This window comes from Chryseobacterium luteum (genome assembly GCF_000737785.1).
Classification (GTDB): Bacteria; Bacteroidota; Bacteroidia; order Flavobacteriales; family Weeksellaceae; genus Chryseobacterium; species Chryseobacterium luteum.
Map to the genome: position 1 here is coordinate 32,460 of NZ_JPRO01000021.1, position 17,909 is coordinate 50,368.

13 protein-coding genes are annotated in these 17,909 nt (G+C 38.6%); 6 read left to right on the plus strand and 7 right to left on the minus strand.

Going from position 1 to position 17,909, the window contains the following annotated elements; genetic code table 11:
- Positions 1-140: 140 nt before the first annotated feature.
- The 4 genes from IX38_RS18205 to IX38_RS18220 all read right to left on the minus strand — a co-directional run bounded on the left by IX38_RS18205 (position 141) and on the right by IX38_RS18220 (position 5,557).
- Complete coding sequence (locus IX38_RS18205) at positions 141-2,087, minus strand: T9SS type A sorting domain-containing protein (protein WP_034707338.1); 1,947 nt, start codon at positions 2,085-2,087, stop codon at positions 141-143.
- A 161-nt stretch (positions 2,088-2,248) separates the two neighbouring features.
- On the minus strand, positions 2,249-3,427 hold the full coding sequence (locus IX38_RS18210; RefSeq protein ID WP_034707339.1) for an acyl-CoA dehydrogenase family protein: 1,179 nt from the start codon (positions 3,425-3,427) through the stop codon (positions 2,249-2,251).
- Positions 3,428-3,553: 126 nt separating this feature from the next.
- Positions 3,554-4,345: an NUDIX hydrolase gene (locus IX38_RS18215; RefSeq protein ID WP_051884868.1), complete on the minus strand. Its 792-nt coding sequence runs from the start codon at positions 4,343-4,345 to the stop codon at positions 3,554-3,556.
- 24 nt (positions 4,346-4,369) lie between these two features.
- Entirely contained in the window at positions 4,370-5,557 is a 1,188-nt protein-coding gene (locus IX38_RS18220; RefSeq protein ID WP_034707341.1) for an MFS transporter, read from the minus strand.
- Positions 5,558-5,734: 177 nt separating this feature from the next.
- Here IX38_RS18220 and IX38_RS18225 point away from each other — a divergent pair, with 177 nt between their 5' ends.
- From IX38_RS18225 to IX38_RS18250, 6 genes are all read left to right on the plus strand, one after another.
- A complete protein-coding gene (locus IX38_RS18225; protein ID WP_034707342.1) occupies positions 5,735-8,656 on the plus strand; it encodes a SusC/RagA family TonB-linked outer membrane protein in 2,922 nt (973 codons plus the stop codon).
- 11 nt (positions 8,657-8,667) lie between these two features.
- Positions 8,668-10,212 carry a RagB/SusD family nutrient uptake outer membrane protein gene (locus tag IX38_RS18230; RefSeq protein WP_034707343.1) on the plus strand — a complete coding sequence of 515 codons (1,545 nt, stop codon included), beginning with the start codon at positions 8,668-8,670 and terminating at the stop codon, positions 10,210-10,212.
- A gap of 2 nt (positions 10,213-10,214) precedes the next feature.
- A complete protein-coding gene (locus tag IX38_RS18235; protein ID WP_034707345.1) occupies positions 10,215-11,633 on the plus strand; it encodes a glycoside hydrolase family 30 protein in 1,419 nt (472 codons plus the stop codon).
- A 9-nt stretch (positions 11,634-11,642) separates the two neighbouring features.
- A complete protein-coding gene (locus IX38_RS18240) occupies positions 11,643-13,865 on the plus strand; it encodes a glycoside hydrolase family 3 N-terminal domain-containing protein (protein ID WP_034707346.1) in 2,223 nt (740 codons plus the stop codon).
- Positions 13,866-13,952: 87 nt separating this feature from the next.
- Positions 13,953-14,762, plus strand: a complete 810-nt coding sequence (locus IX38_RS18245) for a glycoside hydrolase family 16 protein (protein WP_034707347.1) — start codon at positions 13,953-13,955, stop codon at positions 14,760-14,762.
- A 43-nt stretch (positions 14,763-14,805) separates the two neighbouring features.
- The gene (locus tag IX38_RS18250; protein ID WP_034707348.1) at positions 14,806-16,245 is read left to right on the plus strand and encodes a glycoside hydrolase family 30 protein; all 1,440 of its coding nucleotides are present in this window, start codon (positions 14,806-14,808) and stop codon (positions 16,243-16,245) included.
- An 81-nt stretch (positions 16,246-16,326) separates the two neighbouring features.
- Here IX38_RS18250 and IX38_RS18255 read toward each other — a convergent pair whose 3' ends face one another.
- The 3 genes from IX38_RS18255 to IX38_RS23260 all read right to left on the minus strand — a co-directional run.
- Complete coding sequence (locus IX38_RS18255) at positions 16,327-17,136, minus strand: enoyl-ACP reductase FabI (RefSeq protein WP_034707350.1); 810 nt, start codon at positions 17,134-17,136, stop codon at positions 16,327-16,329.
- A gap of 120 nt (positions 17,137-17,256) precedes the next feature.
- The gene (locus IX38_RS18260; RefSeq protein ID WP_034707356.1) at positions 17,257-17,556 is read right to left on the minus strand and encodes a hypothetical protein; all 300 of its coding nucleotides are present in this window, start codon (positions 17,554-17,556) and stop codon (positions 17,257-17,259) included.
- Between the two features lie 167 nt (positions 17,557-17,723).
- A partial coding sequence (locus IX38_RS23260; protein WP_228377995.1) for a hypothetical protein occupies positions 17,724-17,909 on the minus strand: 186 nt, incomplete at its 5' end.

The following is a 17,909-nucleotide window of genomic DNA, read 5'->3' on the forward strand; positions in this document are numbered from 1 at the left end:
ATTAGAGCCTGTTTAAATTTTTTTGATATTATCCATAAATAATTACTGGGGAAAAATATTCCTGCGGATTAGGGAGATTACGCAGGTTTATTTAGGTTATAAGAATTTGCGTAATCTGCGTGATTAATTTAAACTGACTCTTATAATTTTACTTTCCTGTTCACTGTTTTTCCGTCTGAAGTAATCATTTGAACTACATAAACTCCTGATTCTAAATTATTTGATTTGAATTCAGGTCTGTTGATTTCCTGTTGAAGAATCAATGCTCCAGAAATGCTGTAAATACTGATGTTTTTAATGCCGTTATCTGCTCTTGCACTGATCTGGTGATTTTGGGTAAATATTTCGGCTTTACTGGCTAATGAACTATCTGACAGTGTTTTTCTGAACTGCAGATTATAAAATTGAGTAACAATTTCAAAGGTATTGTTCTGATTGTCAATGTCTTTTATATTGATTCCTCCATCTTCTGTGTATTCCTTCCGGGAAACTGTTTTTAAGAGATTTTTCTTATCATCAAAGATATTAACAGAGATAAGTTCTTCCTGAGAAAGCTTTAGTTTTAAAATTCCATTGTTTTCAGACTGTATGATCTCATTTTCAGGAACTTCTACGGGTGTGTTCTTAACGTACGGAATTAGTTTCTGATCATTATTTTCCTGTACTTTTAAAAGATAAACCCCGTCTTTTAATGAAGACAAACTGATTTCCGTCCCTGATTTACTTACTGCTTTCTCCTGATTGAAATCTGTAATTCCAACTACTTCCATATTGCCAGGATCCGGTTTTAATTGAGAAGAATAGAGCGAATGAACTTCGGGCTGGCTGTTTTCCTGTTGTTTTGAAGTCAGTATCGCCCACTGGTTCAAAAGGCCTCCGCTCCTTAGGGTATTGAATTTCGCATTGGATGCCAGAGTGAAGGGAACAATTCCACCCACATGGCCCAAAGGTCCCCAATAGAATGCTTCCAGCTTATATTTATTCAGATCCCACCAGGCATAATATCCACGTTGCACATCAATGGTTTTGGAGGTGTTTTCCGGCGGGATAGCCAGATCTACTGTGGAGTGTCCTAAAGTCATAGGTGTTTTGTTGTACCAGTCATACACATCTTTAGGTTTCATGCATCGTCTGAGATTATTGTTTGGGTTATTGGTAACGTCATTCACGAAATTCTGAGTGAAAAGGTTTCTCCAGATCACGGGCCCCCAAAGGAGACCTCCATTGTCCTGAACTACATGGTAATTGTATTTATCGAGATATTCCGATGAAATAACCTCCGAAATGCTGGTATTGTAAGTTTTATAGCCCGTATTATTGCAGGTATGCAGAACATTCGCCACGAAAGAAGTAAACGGGTAAAAATCCTTTTCCAGAACCCCTTTGTTCAATGTAACCCCTGAAAAATCATAGGGACCGTCTCCCATGTAAGCGTATTTGAATTTCAGATTGGCAGGGTTGGAGGCATTCAGGCTTTTTAAAGTGGACATGGCAGCGTGGGCGCCTTGGGAGTAGCCCGCAAGAAAGTATTCATCGTAGCGCTTTACACCTAATTGTCCAAGAACCTTATTGGCTGCCGTTACAAAATCTATCGTTGCGCCGGCTTCTGTAACAGCATCTACATAAGGATGAACTCCGTCTCCGCTTCCCATTCCTACGTAATCCGGTGCCATCAGAATGTATCCATTGAGCACATAGGAAAGTTCCACTACAAATCCGGCCGTCAAAGCTCCTTTAAAATTGGAAGGGACATTAGCTCTGCTGTCGGTCGTTCCATGATCAGATACAACCGTTGAAAGTTTAAAATTAACGTTTGGGTACATCAGAAGTCCTGTGGCTTTGACCAAGACATTCTTTTCATTTTTGGTGTAATAAGTGATTTTGTATCCTTTAAGTCCAACATTGAACCCATTGAGATAACTGATAAAATCCGGTGCATCTTGTTCCCCAAGACTGCCGGCTATGAAATTGGTTACACCTTGCGGGGTCAGGTCTAATTTTTGTTCAAAGCTGACAACATCTCCTGCCTGTTGGGCAAAAAAGAACGGAGCGGTGAAACTTAATAAAAGGGTGGATAATTTTCTCATATCAATATTTTTTGATTTTATTAAATTAATTGTTTTTAATAAAATGTCGATAATAGTAATACATCAATAATTATTCGCTGAATACAAGTTCCCTGCAAAGTGAGTAAAAGGAGGAGTCCGGCCATTCGGCCGGACTCCTCTTCAGTATATGTTAGCTTGATTTAAAAAGCGTTGATTCCTGTAATATCTAACCCGGTGATCAGTAAATGAACATCGTGCGTACCTTCATATGTAATCACAGATTCAAGGTTGGCTGCGTGTCTCATCATCGGGAATTCACCCATGATTCCCATACCGCCAAGGATCTGTCTGGATTCTCTTGCAATGTCAATAGCCATTTTCACGTTGTTACGTTTCGCCATTGAGATCTGTGCAGGACTTGCTTTGTGATCATTTTTAAGGTTTCCTAACTGAAGACATAATAACTGTGCTTTTGTAATCTCCGTTAAGAATTCAGCTAATTTTTTCTGCTGAAGCTGGAAAGAACCGATAGGCTTCCCAAACTGTTTTCTTTCTTTGGAATACTGAACAGCTGTACAGTAGCAGTCAATGGCTGCACCGATTACGCCCCATGAAATTCCATATCTTGCTGAATTTAAACAAGATAAAGGTCCTTTTAACCCGGTTACTCCCGGAAGCAGGTTTTCTTTATGAACTTTTACATCATTAAATACCAGTTCTCCGGTTTTCGATGCTCTTAAGCTCCATTTATTGTGAGTTTCAGGTGTGGTAAAGCCTTCCATTCCTCTTTCAACGATCAGTCCCTGTATTTTTCCTTCTTCATTTTTCCCCCAAACCACTGCGATGTCGCACAGCGGAGAATTTGTGATCCACATTTTGGCACCGTTCAGAAGATAGTGATCGCCCATATCTTTAAAGTAGGTTTCCATGGAACTTGGATCAGAACCGTGATTAGGCTCAGTCAGTCCGAAAGAACCGATCATTTCTCCCGAAGCAAGATGGGGAAGGTATTTTTTCTTCTGCTCCTCGGAACCGAATTCATTGATAGGGAACATCACCAGCGAGCTTTGTACCGAAGCAGCAGAACGTACCGCAGAATCTCCTCTTTCCAGTTCCTGCATAATAAGGCCATAAGAAATCTGATCTAATCCTGAACCGCCATATTCAACGGGAATATATGGACCTAAAGCTCCAATTTTCCCCAATTCTTTCATTAAGCCCGGAATATCAGTATGATTTTGCGCGGCCTGGTCAATCTGCGGCATTACAAAACTCTCCACCCAATCTCTTACCGATTGACGGATCAGTTTGTGTTCTTCAGTAAGTAAAGCATCTATTCCGTAGTAGTCTGGAATGCTTGTAAGAGGATAATATGACATGATTTTTTGATTTGCCTAAAAGTAAGACTTTTCGTGTGGTTTGAAAAATTTTTTTACGAATCTTTGTTGCCTTTGATTTTCAGTAAGATAAAGATAGCCTGCAGAATTTACGAGTAAATAGAGCCTTTAAGATTCCTCCTCATCATTAGAGATAGGATATTGGTTAGCCGCATTGTGCACCTTGCTTTTGAACTTATACAGATACGGAGCTTTATTTGCAGATCCGTCATACAGTTTTTCCAGCCTGTCCAGGATATTTAAGCTTAATATCTTGCGCTGGAAATTATTTCTCCTGAATTTCAGTCCCAAAATTGTTTCGTACAGCGACTGGAGATCTTTCATGGTAAATTTTTCAGGAAGAAGATTGCTGGCTGCTACTTCGGTATTGATATTCATGCGGAGATATTCAAGGCCTGTTTCTATAACCCTGTCATGATCGAAAGCCATTTTAGGCAATTTATTAACCTCAAACCATTCACAGCTTTCGTTGAATGCATCCGGGAAAGTATTGGCAATGGAAAAATCAATAAGGCTGCAGTAACCTACCGTAATGAATCTCTGAAAGATCCAGTGGTCCTTCGGAACTTCAATTCCTTTATTATTGAGAAGGATCTGGTGTACATTATTCTCCGTACGGTCGATTCTTCCAAAAGTGTGGAACTGTTTCAGGAAAAGATCCTGAAGATGAGTTCTTTCATACAATACCCTTGCAGCAGCCTCGCGAAGGTCCTCATCATTAAAAACAAAACCGCCTGGCAGCGACCACAGATTCAGATCATGATATTTTAAAAGCAAAACCTTCAAAATATTATTGTGAAAACCAAATATCGTGCAGTCAACAGATACATGTGCTACAAAATCTTTTGTATCAATAAGTTCCTGAAGGGTTTCTTTGTTTTTAGTGTCTTTGATTTTCATGGCAGTAAAAATAAAATTATTTTTCTATAATTTCTTTGCTGCAAGCTTAAAATATATCAAACTCACTGTAAAAAGTACAGAAACAGCCAGTAATATATAGAGCGGATAATAGTTTAGTAACTGTTTTCCGAAAAGGGCAGCCATGATGATGGAACTGACAGAGCTTCCGAGTGATGAAAAAATGACAATCAGAGAGGTAAACAGATTAATTTTTTCTTTGTCAACCTTTGCAATCATTTTTGAATTGATGACAGGATAGAGTGGTGACAGAAAAAGCCCGATCACAGGAAATAAAAACAGAATAATGCCGGAATTCACAGAATCAAAATACTGGATTCCCAAAATCACCAGAAGCACAGCGATGATTAAAGAAATACACAAAATATAATATCCGGATAGTGAATACCTATGGATAATATTGGCGGTCACCGTTCTCCCGGCATAAGAAAAAAGAGCCAGGAAAGAAGTGGCCTGCAATGCAAAGAATGAGTTGACATTCAGATGGTTTTTATAAAAAGAAGGCAGCCATGAATTGAATCCCTGCTCTACAAAAACAATAAAGAAAGCTACAGCAAGAAATGCAAGGGTTGCAGGAGTGGCGAACACTGAGAGTTCCGAAATAAGGCTTTTACTGTCAGCTTTTTTTGCTTCAGAAATATTTAATTTTGAAAATAGAAAGATCGTTACTGCACAAAGTATTGAAATCGACAGGAATCCGAATTTCCAGAACTCAGAATAGCGGCTTGAAATAAGCCATCCGAAACCTGTGTTGACAACAAAAATACCAATCATAAACGAAGCCTCTACATTATTCATCATCCTGGCAAGAGACTTCTCATCCGAAATATTATTCCTTATAATTCCGAAAACACAGATCTTCCCGATTGCGAAACAAGTCCCGATAATAGCAAACCAGACTTTATAAAACCAGAAATCTTCTATAAACGGAAGAAAACATGAACAGATTCCGACGATGACTAAGGCCGATATCAATGCCTTTTTCGTACCGGTCTTACTTATGAAATTTACGGCAAAAAGTGAAATAAAGGCAATCGGGATATCCTTGAATGATTCTAAAAAGCCTAGCTTTTCGTAAGTGATCTTTGCTTCCGAGAGCTGAAGAATTACTATGCCCATACAGTTTAAAACCATTGAAAAAATAAGGAAGGTCAGTTTTAACGGAAGAGAGATCCGGGGAAGGTTGGCTGTCATTTTGGGGACTTTTTAGATTAGTTTTTTAAGGAAATTTTATGAATTATGAAGTTAATTTAGTGCTTTGAACTCCCAAAAATAAACGAAAAATTAAAATAATTGTGAATACAATGTTAATTATTTAAAAAAAAATATATTTTTATTGTCTCAATTTGAGAATTAAAAAAATAACTGTATATGAATCTAAGAATATCAAGAAGTCTGGGACTGGTTGCAGTGCTGTATTTTACAGCTAATTTCAACGCACAGACCAGCGTAAAGGACACTGTTCCGAAAGAGAATAAAATAGAGGAGGTCATAATGATTGGTTATGGCAGTCAGAAAAAAAGTAATGTAACGGGAGCGATCTCAAGCATAAAAGCTTCTGACATTGAAAATTCTCCTACTGCGGGGAGACCTGAGCAAATTATGCAGGGGCGTGCGGCCGGTATAAGTGTAGTATCAAACTCAGGGCAACCTGGAACTGCCGCGACAGTGCGTGTACGTGGAATTACAAGTTTTGGTGCCGGAAGTAATGATCCATTGTGGGTGGTAGACGGAATTGTAGTGGACAACATCGGATGGCTGAACCAATCTGACATTGAAGGAATGGAAATTCTGAAAGATGGTGCTTCTGCTGCTATTTACGGTGTTTCAGCTGCAAAGGGAGTTGTTTTGATTACAACTAAAAAAGGAGCAAAAGGAAGAATGAACCTTTCTTATAATGGTTTCTTTGGAGTGGGAAATGCGGCAAAGAAGCTTGATCTTCTGAATGCAACACAATATGGGAATATTATGAATGAAGTGATTGCCAATGATAATATGTATAATAATGCCAATCCTCCTAATCCTCCCATGTTTGCTAATCCAAACTCACTGGGAACAGGAACGGATTGGCAGAAACAAATTTTCAATTCGGCACAGCGTCAGTCTCATGAATTTAGTATCAGTGGAGGAAACGATAAATCTACGTTCTATACTTCATTTGGATATTATGACCAGCAGGGCATTGTATTGAGGGACATTTCAAATTATAAGAGAATTAATGCCAGATTTAATTCAACACATAAAGTTTTTGACTTTTTAACCATAGGACAGACTTTTGCTTATACTCATACAAAGTCTCAGGGAATTAATGATAACAATGAATTTGGAGGACCTTTAAGTTCTGCCATTAATCTCGATCCTGTTACCCCTGTTTTAGCTACAGATCTTAGCCAGCCTGTTTATACGAATAATCCCAATATTGTAAGAGATGCCAATGGAAATCCTTATGGAATTTCACCCTATGTAAGTAAAGAGATGTCTAATCCATTAGCATTTCAGGAAACTCAAAGAGGTAGATACAAATGGTCTGATGATATTGTTGCCAATGTTTTTGGTGAGCTTAAAATAAATAAAAATCTTAATTTTAAATCTACCGTAAATGGTAAACTGTCTTATTGGGGAAATCAGGCGTTTACTCCATCAGCATTTCTAAGTACCGCAAACAACAATCTATCTAATAGTTTATTCAGAGAACTTCAAAAAAAATTCGAATGGAATACGGAGAACACCCTTACTTATCAAAATAAATTTGGAGAACACAATCTAAGTGTTTTACTAGGTCAGGGTTATTATGAATATAACATTAGTTACGGGCAGAATGCGACATTCAAGAATCTTCCGACGAATGATTGGCAAGAAGCTTCATTTAATTTTGATGTTGGAGAATCTAACAAAACTTCAAATGCATGGGATGGAAAACAAACCCATAAAGCGTCTTATTTTGCAAGAGTAGTTTACGATTATAATAACAGATATCTTTTCACAGGTACCATCCGTAGAGATGGATCATCAAAATTCGGAAGCAATAACCACTGGGGTAATTTTCCGGCAATGTCTTTAGGTTGGAATGTTTCCAATGAAAGTTTCTGGCCGGAGAACAAGGTTGTTACCAGCTTTAAGTTGAGAGGTGGATATGGTGTATTGGGAAATGATGCAATTGATGATTTTGCATTTGCCAATTTCCTTGTTCCGGGTAGTAATTATACGTTCGGAGATAATATTATTCATGTAGGATATGCACCGAGTACATTGGAGAATCGTGATCTTAAGTGGGAAAGAACATCGCAATTTAACATTGCGGCAGACCTTAAACTTTTCAGAAATTTTGATTTAAGTGTCGATCTTTACAGAAAAAAGAGTACCGATATTTTAAGAAGAGTTGAGCTTCCCGGTTATTTGGGACTGAGCAAAAACCCTTTTAGAAATATTGGGGATATGAATAACAAAGGGATTGAAGTGACTGTAGGCTATAAGAAGAGCTGGGGTGATTTTGGGATGTCTGCAAACGGTAATTTTGCCTATGTAAAAAATGAAATTTTAAGATTGGAAGGAAACAGAGAGTATGTTACTTTCGCTGGTTTCCAAACATTGGGTAATGTGTCCAGATTACAGGTTGGAGAATCTTATGGTTCTTTTTACGGATACAGAAATATTGGTGTGTTCCAAAATCAAGCAGAAATTGACGCTTATAGAAATTCAAGCGGACAGCTACTCCAGGATAAGGCAAAACCGGGAGATTTCAAAAGAGAAGATGTAAATGGTGATGGAGTCATTGATATCAAGGATTATGTTAATTTAGGTAATTCTGTACCAAAATATACATTTGGTTTTACGCTAAACATGAATTATAAGAATTTTGATTTAATGGTATTTACACAGGGACAGGCCGGAAATAAAATTTTCCAGGGTTTGAGAAGGCTTGATATCCCGGAATCAAATTATCAGACCTCAATTTTAGACCGATGGACAGGTGAGGGCACTTCTAATACAGTAGCAAGAGTAACCAAAGATGATCCTAACCAAAACTATACAGCAATGTCTGATTATTATTTGCAAAAAGGAGATTATCTGCGTATCAAATTAGTTCAGGTAGGCTATACACTTTCTAAAGATATAGCAAAAACAATCGGAGTTTCCAAAATAAGATTTTATGTTACGGGAGAGAATCTGGTTACTTTCACAAAGTACACCGGTTATGATCCTGAAATTGCAGGAGCCGATACTTTTGGTATAGACAGGGCTTTCTATCCACAGGCAAGAACCTTCCTTTTTGGTGCTAATGTTCAATTTTAATCTATAAAAAAATGAAAAACAAAAATTTGATATATAAAAGTATTTCCATTTTAATGCTTACGGGAATTAGCTTTGGAGCTGTTTCTTGTAACGATAGTAATTTGGAAGATGTTAAAAATACAGGAACCTTCGATTCAAATAATTATTTTAAAAACGAAGAGCAGTCTTTCGCGGGCCTTGTTGCAACGTACGATATGATGAGAAAATATTCTGGCGGATTTGAAAATATGGTCACATTCTTTAATGGCGCTTCTGATGATTTCTATTCCGGTGGTGGAAATTCTTCGGATGGCGCAGGTATCCAGGGGTTTTCAAATTATACATTGAATCCGGTGATTATGCCGGCCAGTTATTGGAGAGATTATTATCAGGGAATTGCAAATGCAAATCTTTTATTGGATAGAATTCCCAATGCCAATATGAATGATCAGACAAGAAAAAGATTTATAGCAGAAGCAAAAGTGTTGAGGTCATTATATTATTTTGAATTACTGAGAATGTTTAAAAATATTCCTTTAATAACAAAACCTGTTTTAGCAACAGACGATTACTACAATATTCCTCAGGAAGACCCGGCAAAAGTCTACGCACAGATAGAAAATGATATTTTGTCAGCAATTGGAGATCTTCCAATGACTATTTCTACCACTAATATGAATGAAGTGGGTAGAATTACACAAGGTTCAGCGAGAGCGATCTTAGGGAAAATTTATTTATATGATAAGAAAAACACAGAGGCAGCAGCTCAGTTTGAACAGGTCAATGGTACACCTGGTCAAACAAGCCAGTATGGATATAAGCTGGTTTCCAATTTTTCCAGTCTTTGGGTGATAGATAATAAATTTACGACAGAATCCATCCTGGAAGCAATGCATACCAATAAAGGAAACGGAATCTGGGATAACTGGGGATCTGGTAAAGATGAAGGAAATGCAGTCAATCAGATGGTTGGAATCATTTCTTACGGAACCAATAACAACATTCCTAATAATGATGCGCCAAGTATTCATTCCGGTTGGGGGTTTAATCCTGTTACAGATGATCTGTTTAACTTTATGCAGGGTGATCCACGTCTTGATGCAACGATTTTTAATGCTAAAAGCTTAAAGCAACAAAATAAAATTAGCTATTCTCCCGGGTTTAGAGATACAGGGTATTTCCTGAATAAGTATTTACCAAGAAAAGTGGATGAATCTACTCAGCCGGGAAATACAGAACTTAATTTCCGTCAGAATTATATCGCCATTAGATTAGCAGATACCTATTTAATGGAAGCTGAAGCATTGGGCGGTGCAGGAGGAAGAGCTCAGGCATTATTGGATGCGGTGAGAGCTAGAGTGGGACTTACTCCAGTGCCGGTTTCTATCCAAGCGATCAAAGATGAAAGAAGACGAGAATTGGCAGGAGAAGGGCACAGATGGTTTGACCTGGTAAGATGGGGAGATGCACCGGCCAAGTTGGGAACAAGAGGATTTAAGGCAGGCAAGAACGAAATTCTTCCAATTCCTTTTAATGAATTGATCAACACAGCTTTAAAGCAAAATCCTTTTTATTAAACATGAAGTTTCACAATTTATATAGTTTCTTTTTCAAAGGTACTGCGCTGCTTTGCGGCGTGGTACTTTTTCCTGTATCATGTGCATCCGTAAATAGTAATCAAGTCCAGTCATGGCTCACGAAAGGAAATGAAAGTGTAAAATTACAGCAGCAAACTCCGATAAGGTTTACAACAAATGCCAATAACTGGCAGAATATTGAAATTGATGATACCCAAAAATTTCAATATATTGACGGCTTTGGATACACCCTGACAGGAGGAAGCGTTGAGGTGATCAACAGGCTTTCACCTTCCAAACGGGAGGCGCTTCTGAATGAGCTTTTTGGAAAAGATAAGAATTCAATTTCCATAAGCTATTTACGGTTAAGCATTGGAGCTTCCGACCTCGATGGTGAAGTTTTTTCTTATGATGATCTTCCGGAAGGGCAGACAGATCCTACACTTTCAAAATTCAGCCTGGCAAAGGATAAAGACCTCATTGCGATGCTGAAAGAGATTTTAGCCATCAACCCCGACATCAGAATCATTGCTGCACCTTGGTCCCCTCCGGTTTGGATGAAAGACAACGGAAAATCCAAAGGAGGAAGCTTAAAACCTGAATTTTATAAAGTCTATGCAGACTATTTTGTGAAATATATCCAGGGAATGAAGAAGGAAGGCATTACCATTGATGCCATTACGCCTCAGAATGAACCTCTCCATCCCGGAAACAACCCAAGTCTATACATGCCGTCCGAGCAGCAGAGAGACTTTATCAAAGATTATTTAGGTCCCGCCTTTAAAGCCAGTAACATCAAAACAAAAATTGTAGTTTACGATCATAACTGCAACAAACCGGAATATGCCCTTGATATTCTGAAAGATCCCGAAGCCTATCAGTATATTGATGGTTCGGCTTTCCATTTGTACGAAGGAGATATTTCAGCTTTAAGCACGGTACACAACGCATTTCCGGATAAAAATTTGTATTTTACCGAGCAGTGGACGGGATCGAAGGGCACTTTTAATGAAGACCTGAACTGGCATGTTAAAAATGTAATCATCGGTTCCATGAGAAACTGGAGCAGAATTGCTTTAGAATGGAATGTAGCGAATGATCCGCAATACAAACCTCATACAGATGGCGGATGTACAGAATGTAAAGGGGCAATAACAGTTTCCGACAGTGAAAACTTCACCAGAAATGTTTCCTATTATATCATCGCGCACGCTTCTAAATTTGTCCCTGCAGGTTCACAGCGTATCGCTTCCATACAGACAGAAACACTTTCTACGGCAGCATTTAAAACCCCTGCCGGAAAAACAGTGCTTATTATCCAGAACGGAAACACTGCAGACGAAAGTTTTAATATCAAATATAACGGAAAGACCGCTCTCGTGACCCTTTCAGGAAATTCGGCAGCGACTTATGTTTTTTAATTTAATATCATGAAAAAAGTTTATTTCTTACTTACAATTGCAGCATTGGGAATTAATGTTCACGGGCAGAAAACGGTTGATCAGAAAGTGGCTGAGCTGTTGTCTAAGATGACACTCGAAGAAAAAGTAGGGCAGATGGTCCAGTACAGCGGATTTGAATACGCTACAGGACCTCAACAGTCTAATTCTGCGGCTGTTTTAGAAGAAATAAAAAAAGGAAAAGTAGGCTCTATGCTCAATGTAGCGGGGGCTGATGAGACCAGGGCCTTCCAGAAACTGGCCCAGCAGTCAAGGTTGAAAATTCCTTTACTGTTCGGACAGGATGTTATCCATGGCTACCGGACGACCTTTCCTGTCAATTTAGGTCAGGCAGCAAGCTGGGATCTGGCAATGATAGAAAAATCAGAAAGAATTGCAGCGACCGAAGCTTCAGCTTATGGTATTCACTGGACCTTTGCGCCTATGGTGGATATCGCCAGAGATCCCAGATGGGGAAGAGTAATGGAAGGTTCCGGTGAAGATACTTACTTGGGAACCCAGATTGGTCTGGCAAGAATCAAAGGATTTCAGGGCAAAGGTTTAGGAAGTCTTGATGCTGTGATGGCCTGTGCCAAACATTTTGCAGCTTACGGAGCGGCAGTCGGCGGAAGAGATTACAATTCTGTCGATATGAGTTTAAGACAGCTGAATGAAACCTATCTGTCTCCGTTTAAAGCGGCAGCCGAAGCAGGAGTAGCTACATTCATGAATTCATTTAACGATATCAACGGAATTCCTGCTACAGCCAATCAATATATCCAGAGAGCGCTTTTAAAAGGAAAGTGGAATTACAAAGGTTTTGTGGTTTCAGACTGGGGAAGCATCGGGGAAATGATTCCTCACGGTTACAGCAAAGATGCCAATGAAGCTGCTGAAAAAGCGATCCTGGGCGGAAGTGATATGGATATGGAAAGCCGTGTTTACATGGCTGAACTTCCAAAACTGGTTAAAGAAGGAAAAATAGATGTCAGATTAGTGGATGATGCAGCGGGAAGGATTTTAACTAAGAAATTCGAGATGGGACTTTTTGATGATCCTTACAGGTTCAGCAATGAAAAAAGACAGAAGGAACAGACAGATAATCCTGAAAACAGGAAATTCGGAAGAGAATTCGGTTCAAAAAGTATTGTTCTTCTGAAAAATAAAGGAAATATCCTTCCGCTTTCAAAAAGTGTGAAAACCGTTGCACTGATCGGACCTTTCGGAAAAGAAACAGTAGCCAACCACGGATTCTGGTCCATTGCATTTAAAGACGATAACCAAAGAATCATTTCCCAATTTGACGGAATTAAAAATCAACTCGATAAAAATTCAACTTTATTATACGCAAAAGGCTGTAACGTAGATGATCAGGACAAATCCATGTTTGCAGAAGCGGTGGAAACGGCGAAAAAAGCTGATGTAGTGATCATGACATTAGGAGAAGGTCATGATATGAGCGGTGAAGCTAAAAGCAGAAGCAATATCGGTTTTTCCGGCGTACAGGAAGATTTATTGAAAGAAATAGCTAAAACAGGAAAACCTGTTGTTTTAATGATCAATGCAGGAAGACCTTTGATTTTCAACTGGGCAGCAGACAATATTCCTGCCATAACATACAATTGGTGGCTGGGAACCGAAGCCGGAAATTCCATTGCCGATGTTCTGTTCGGAGCAGTAAACCCGGGAGGAAAACTTCCCATGAGCTTCCCGAGAACCGAAGGCCAGATCCCGATTTATTATAACCATTACAACACAGGCAGACCTGCAAAAAACAATACAGACCGGAATTACGTTTCAGCTTATATTGATCTGGATAATGATCCGAAATTTCCATTTGGATACGGTTTAAGCTATACGGATTTTAAATACTCTGACATGTCCTTAAGTTCAGCCAATCTTAAAGGCAACCAGACTTTAAATATCAGTGTAACAGTTTCCAATACCGGGAAATATGACGGAGAAGAAGTGGTGCAGCTGTATATCAGAGATCTTTTTGGAAAAGTAGTAAGACCTGTGAAAGAGTTGAAAGGGTTCCGGAAAGTTTTTATCAAAAAAGGAGAAAGCAGAAAAATAGATTTCAATTTAACCCCGGAAGACCTGAAATTTTTCGATGATGACCTGAATTATGATTGGGAAAGCGGTGAATTCGATATGATGGTCGGAACCAATTCCCAGGATGTTCAGACGAAAAGAATCAATTGGATCAAATAAATATTGAATAATGGCGGGCTTTAGCCTGTTTTAACATAATAAAAAAGAAAACGGCTTCAGCCAAAACCTAATATCACAGCTACATTCATGAAGATCAGATTCCGAAATATCATTCAAATCTGCACAGCAGGAATAGTAATTCTTTCTGTGACAAGCTGTTATTCAAACAAATCAGGCTCCGGCAGAAAACTGATCTGGAACGATGAATTTAACGGAAAAGGCCTTCCCGATTCATTAAAATGGAATTACGATGTAGGAGGAGACGGCTACGGCAATAACGAAGCCCAGTTTTATACAAAAAACAGACTTGAAAATGCCAGAATGCAAGATGGAAATCTTATTATTGAAGCCAGAAAAGAAAATTGGGAGAAAAATAAGTATACCTCTGCAAGGCTTTTAACCAGAGGGAAGTTCTCCTTCCAATACGGAACAGTGGAAGTGAGGGCAAAGCTTCCCAAAGGCAGGGGAACGTGGCCGGCCATCTGGATGATGAGTGAAAATATGAAAGAATGGCCGGATGACGGCGAGCTTGATATGATGGAGCATGTAGGTTTTAATCCGGGTTACGTTCATGCTTCGGTTCACACTAAGAAATACAATCATATTCAGGGAACACAGAAAACGGATACCCTGATTGTAAAAGATGTAAGTGAAAAATTCCATGTGTATAAAGCGGACTGGACACCGGAGAAAATAGAAGTCTATATCGACGGGCAGAAGTTTTTCAACTATGAAAATAAAGAAAAAACCTATGAAGCATGGCCTTTCGACCAGCCTTATTTTATCATTTTAAATCTGGCGGTAGGCGGTTTCTGGGGCGGAAAGGAAGGAATAGATGACCGTATATTTCCGCAAAAATATTATATAGACTATATAAGGGTTTATCAAAATAAATAATGAAGAGAGGGCAGTTACGTCCAAAAACAGAAAGAAAAAGATTATGAAAAAACTAATTGTAAGCTGTTTGACAGTAGGAGTGTTTCTGAATGCTAATGCACAGAATTATTGGAAAAAGAATGCAGGGAAAACAGCAAAAGTCATTCTTACGAATTCCAGGACCAATGAAAAAATGGCGGATAAAGGAACGGTGAAGTTTGAAAAATTCGGGCAGCCGAAAGAAACAGATGCCTGTATCTTTGTAGATCCGGATTTTAAATATCAGAAGCTGATCGGAATTGGCGGTGCCATCACCGATGCGTCTGCAGAAACTTTTTATAAAATGCCGAAGAACAAGCAGAAAGAAATTATAGAAGCTTACTTTGGGAAAAACGGATTGGGATATACCGTAGTCCGTACCAATATGAACTCCTGTGATTTCTCCAGCGATTCTTATACTTATGTGGAGGATAATGATACAGCTTTAAAGACTTTCAATATTGCCCATGACGAAAAGTATAAGATCCCGATGATCAAAGAGGCCCAGAAAGCGATAGGGAAAGATTTCACATTTTACTTCTCTCCGTGGAGCCCGCCGGCCTGGATGAAATCTAATAAAAGTCTCTATAAAGGGGGAAGACTGGAAAACCAGTATTACCAGACCTGGGCAGATTACTATATTAAATTCATCAAAGAATACGAAAAAAGAGGAATCAATATCTGGGGACTGACCGTTCAGAATGAGCCAATGGCCACACAGAGCTGGGAATCCTGTATTTATTCCGCTGAAGAAGAAGGTGAGTTCCTTAAAAATAATCTGGGTCCCACACTTTGGAAAAACGGTTACAAAGACAAAAAAGTAATGATCTGGGATCACAACCGGGATTTGATCTACCAAAGAGCAACAACAACTTTAAACGATCCTGAAACCTCAAAATATGCCAGTGGAATAGGATATCACTGGTATGAAACCTGGAACAATAAAACCCAGCTCTTCGATAATTTATCTGAAACCCAAAGAGCTTTCCCGGATAAGTTCCTGGCTTTTACCGAAGGCTGTAAAGAGCAGTTCAATATGTCCGGAATTTATGATGTGAGCTTAGGAGAGCTGTACGGAAAAAACATGCTTAATGATTTCAATAAAGGAACCGCTTTATGGACAGACTGGAATGTACTGCTGGATGAAACCGGAGGTCCGAACCACGTCGGAAACTTCTGTTTTGCCCCAATCATTGCCGATACCAAAACAGGAGAGGTACATTATACTTATGAATATTATTATGTAGGCCATGTTTCAAAATTTATCAGGCCTAATGCCCGAAGAATCGGAAGTTCTTCAAACAGAGCCGCCCTTACATCTACCACTTTCATGAATGAAAACGGCCAGCTGGTTACTGTGATCATGAATGATTCTGAAAACGATATTGAAACCAACCTGTGGATCGAAGGAATGGCTGCGAAATTATCTGCGCCGGCCCATTCTATACAGACGGTTATTTTGTAACTTCATATTATTATTTTAATAGAACCGGCGGCCTCGAAGAGGCCGCCGGTTCATTTTACAGTATATTTTAAATGCTGTTTATTATTCAACATCGTATTTTCTGATTACTTTCTGAGTTACTCCGGAACTGCTGAAACCACCGTCATGGAAAAGATTCTGCATTGTCACTTTTTTAGTAAGGTCAGAGAAAAGAGTTACGCAATAGTCTGCACACTCTAAGGCTGTAGCATTCCCAAGTGGAGACATATCTTCCGCGTATCCAAGGAATCCTCCGAAACCTTTCACACCGCTACCTGCAGTGGTCATTGTTGGAGACTGGGAAACTGTGTTGACACGTACTTTTCTTTCTCCCCAATAGTTTCCAAAAGTTCTTGCAATACTTTCAAGGTAAGCTTTATTATCAGACATATCATTGTAATCCGGGAATGTTCTCTGTGCTGCAATATACGTAAGAGCCAAAATGCTTCCCCATTCATTCATGCAGTCTTTTTCCCAGGCAACACGCATTACTTTATGGAAAGAAACCGCCGAAATATCCCAGCCTTTTTCTAACCAGTCGTAATTCATTTCTGTATAATGTTTTCCCTTCCTAACGTTGATAGACATTCCGATGGAATGAAGAATAAAGTCGATTTTTCCAAATTTTGCAACAGCGGCATCGAAAAGTTTTTCAAGATCTTCAATAGAGGTAGCATCTGCAGCAATCACCTCAGAACCTGTTTTTTCCGCTAAACCATTAAGCTCTCCCATTCTCAAAGCAATAGGGGCGTTTGACAAGATAAATTCAGCACCTTCTTCATGACATCTTTCTGCAACTTTCCATGCGATTGATTGCTCATTAAGGGCTCCAAAAATAATTCCCTTTTTGCCTTTAAGTAAACCGTATGACATAATTTTTTAATGTTTATTTAAATACAAATGTAGCAATAATTTGCGTTTGCGACATCATAAAAATGGAGCCTTATTGATTTAAGACTCCATTTTCTTGAAAATATTTATATGACTGAAATTTTAATTGGTTTTCTTATTCCATTCCGCTTTTACATCTTCTGCTGCATCTTTAGTTTTTTCCCAGGCTTCGTTTGCCTTATCTTTAATATCATCCCATGTATCTGCTGCATTATTCTTCACTTTTTCAAACCAGTCTTCCTGCTTCGCTTCCTCATCATTGTTTCTTTTTTCATTGATGTAATCTTTTGCTCTGTCTGCCAGATCTTCAATTTTCCATTTTGCATTGTCTGCTGTATTCTTTAAAGAATTTTCTGTGTTATTTACTGCATTTTCGGCTTTGTTGTATTCTGAATTGTCCATAATATATAATATTTTATTGTTGTGTACCAGTAAATAAACAATAACCATTCCTAAAATCCGGGACTAATGTTAAAATTTTCTTAATCTTTTGTTATACTTTTCTAAATCAGTATGATCTTGGAGTATTTCATAAAATGTTGTGTTTTGTACGAAAACGATCGTTCCATTTAAGTACAGAAATAAATGGTTAATTTTGCTTGACAATTATAGCTTTCTATTAATAAAGCGGAAAAAGAAAGTTTAAACCAGATATCAGGAATTATGAAGAAAATAGGGATTATAGGCTTTGGCTGGCTGGGATCAAGAATTGCTGATTCACTGTCAGGCCAATATAATTTATATGTTACAGCAAC

Coding starts and splice junctions, on each gene's coding strand:
- IX38_RS18225 (WP_034707342.1), top strand. CDS start 5,735: ATGAATCTAAGAATATCAAGAAGTCTGGGACTGGTTGCAGTGCTGTAT.
- IX38_RS18260 (WP_034707356.1), bottom strand. CDS start 17,556: ATGGACAATTCAGAATACAACAAAGCCGAAAATGCAGTAAATAACACA.
- IX38_RS18235 (WP_034707345.1), top strand. CDS start 10,215: ATGAAGTTTCACAATTTATATAGTTTCTTTTTCAAAGGTACTGCGCTG.
- IX38_RS18240 (WP_034707346.1), top strand. CDS start 11,643: ATGAAAAAAGTTTATTTCTTACTTACAATTGCAGCATTGGGAATTAAT.
- IX38_RS18220 (WP_034707341.1), bottom strand. CDS start 5,557: ATGACAGCCAACCTTCCCCGGATCTCTCTTCCGTTAAAACTGACCTTC.
- IX38_RS18245 (WP_034707347.1), top strand. CDS start 13,953: ATGAAGATCAGATTCCGAAATATCATTCAAATCTGCACAGCAGGAATA.
- IX38_RS18210 (WP_034707339.1), bottom strand. CDS start 3,427: ATGTCATATTATCCTCTTACAAGCATTCCAGACTACTACGGAATAGAT.
- IX38_RS18255 (WP_034707350.1), bottom strand. CDS start 17,136: ATGTCATACGGTTTACTTAAAGGCAAAAAGGGAATTATTTTTGGAGCC.
- IX38_RS18205 (WP_034707338.1), bottom strand. CDS start 2,087: ATGAGAAAATTATCCACCCTTTTATTAAGTTTCACCGCTCCGTTCTTT.
- IX38_RS18250 (WP_034707348.1), top strand. CDS start 14,806: ATGAAAAAACTAATTGTAAGCTGTTTGACAGTAGGAGTGTTTCTGAAT.
- IX38_RS18230 (WP_034707343.1), top strand. CDS start 8,668: ATGAAAAACAAAAATTTGATATATAAAAGTATTTCCATTTTAATGCTT.
- IX38_RS18215 (WP_051884868.1), bottom strand. CDS start 4,345: ATGAAAATCAAAGACACTAAAAACAAAGAAACCCTTCAGGAACTTATT.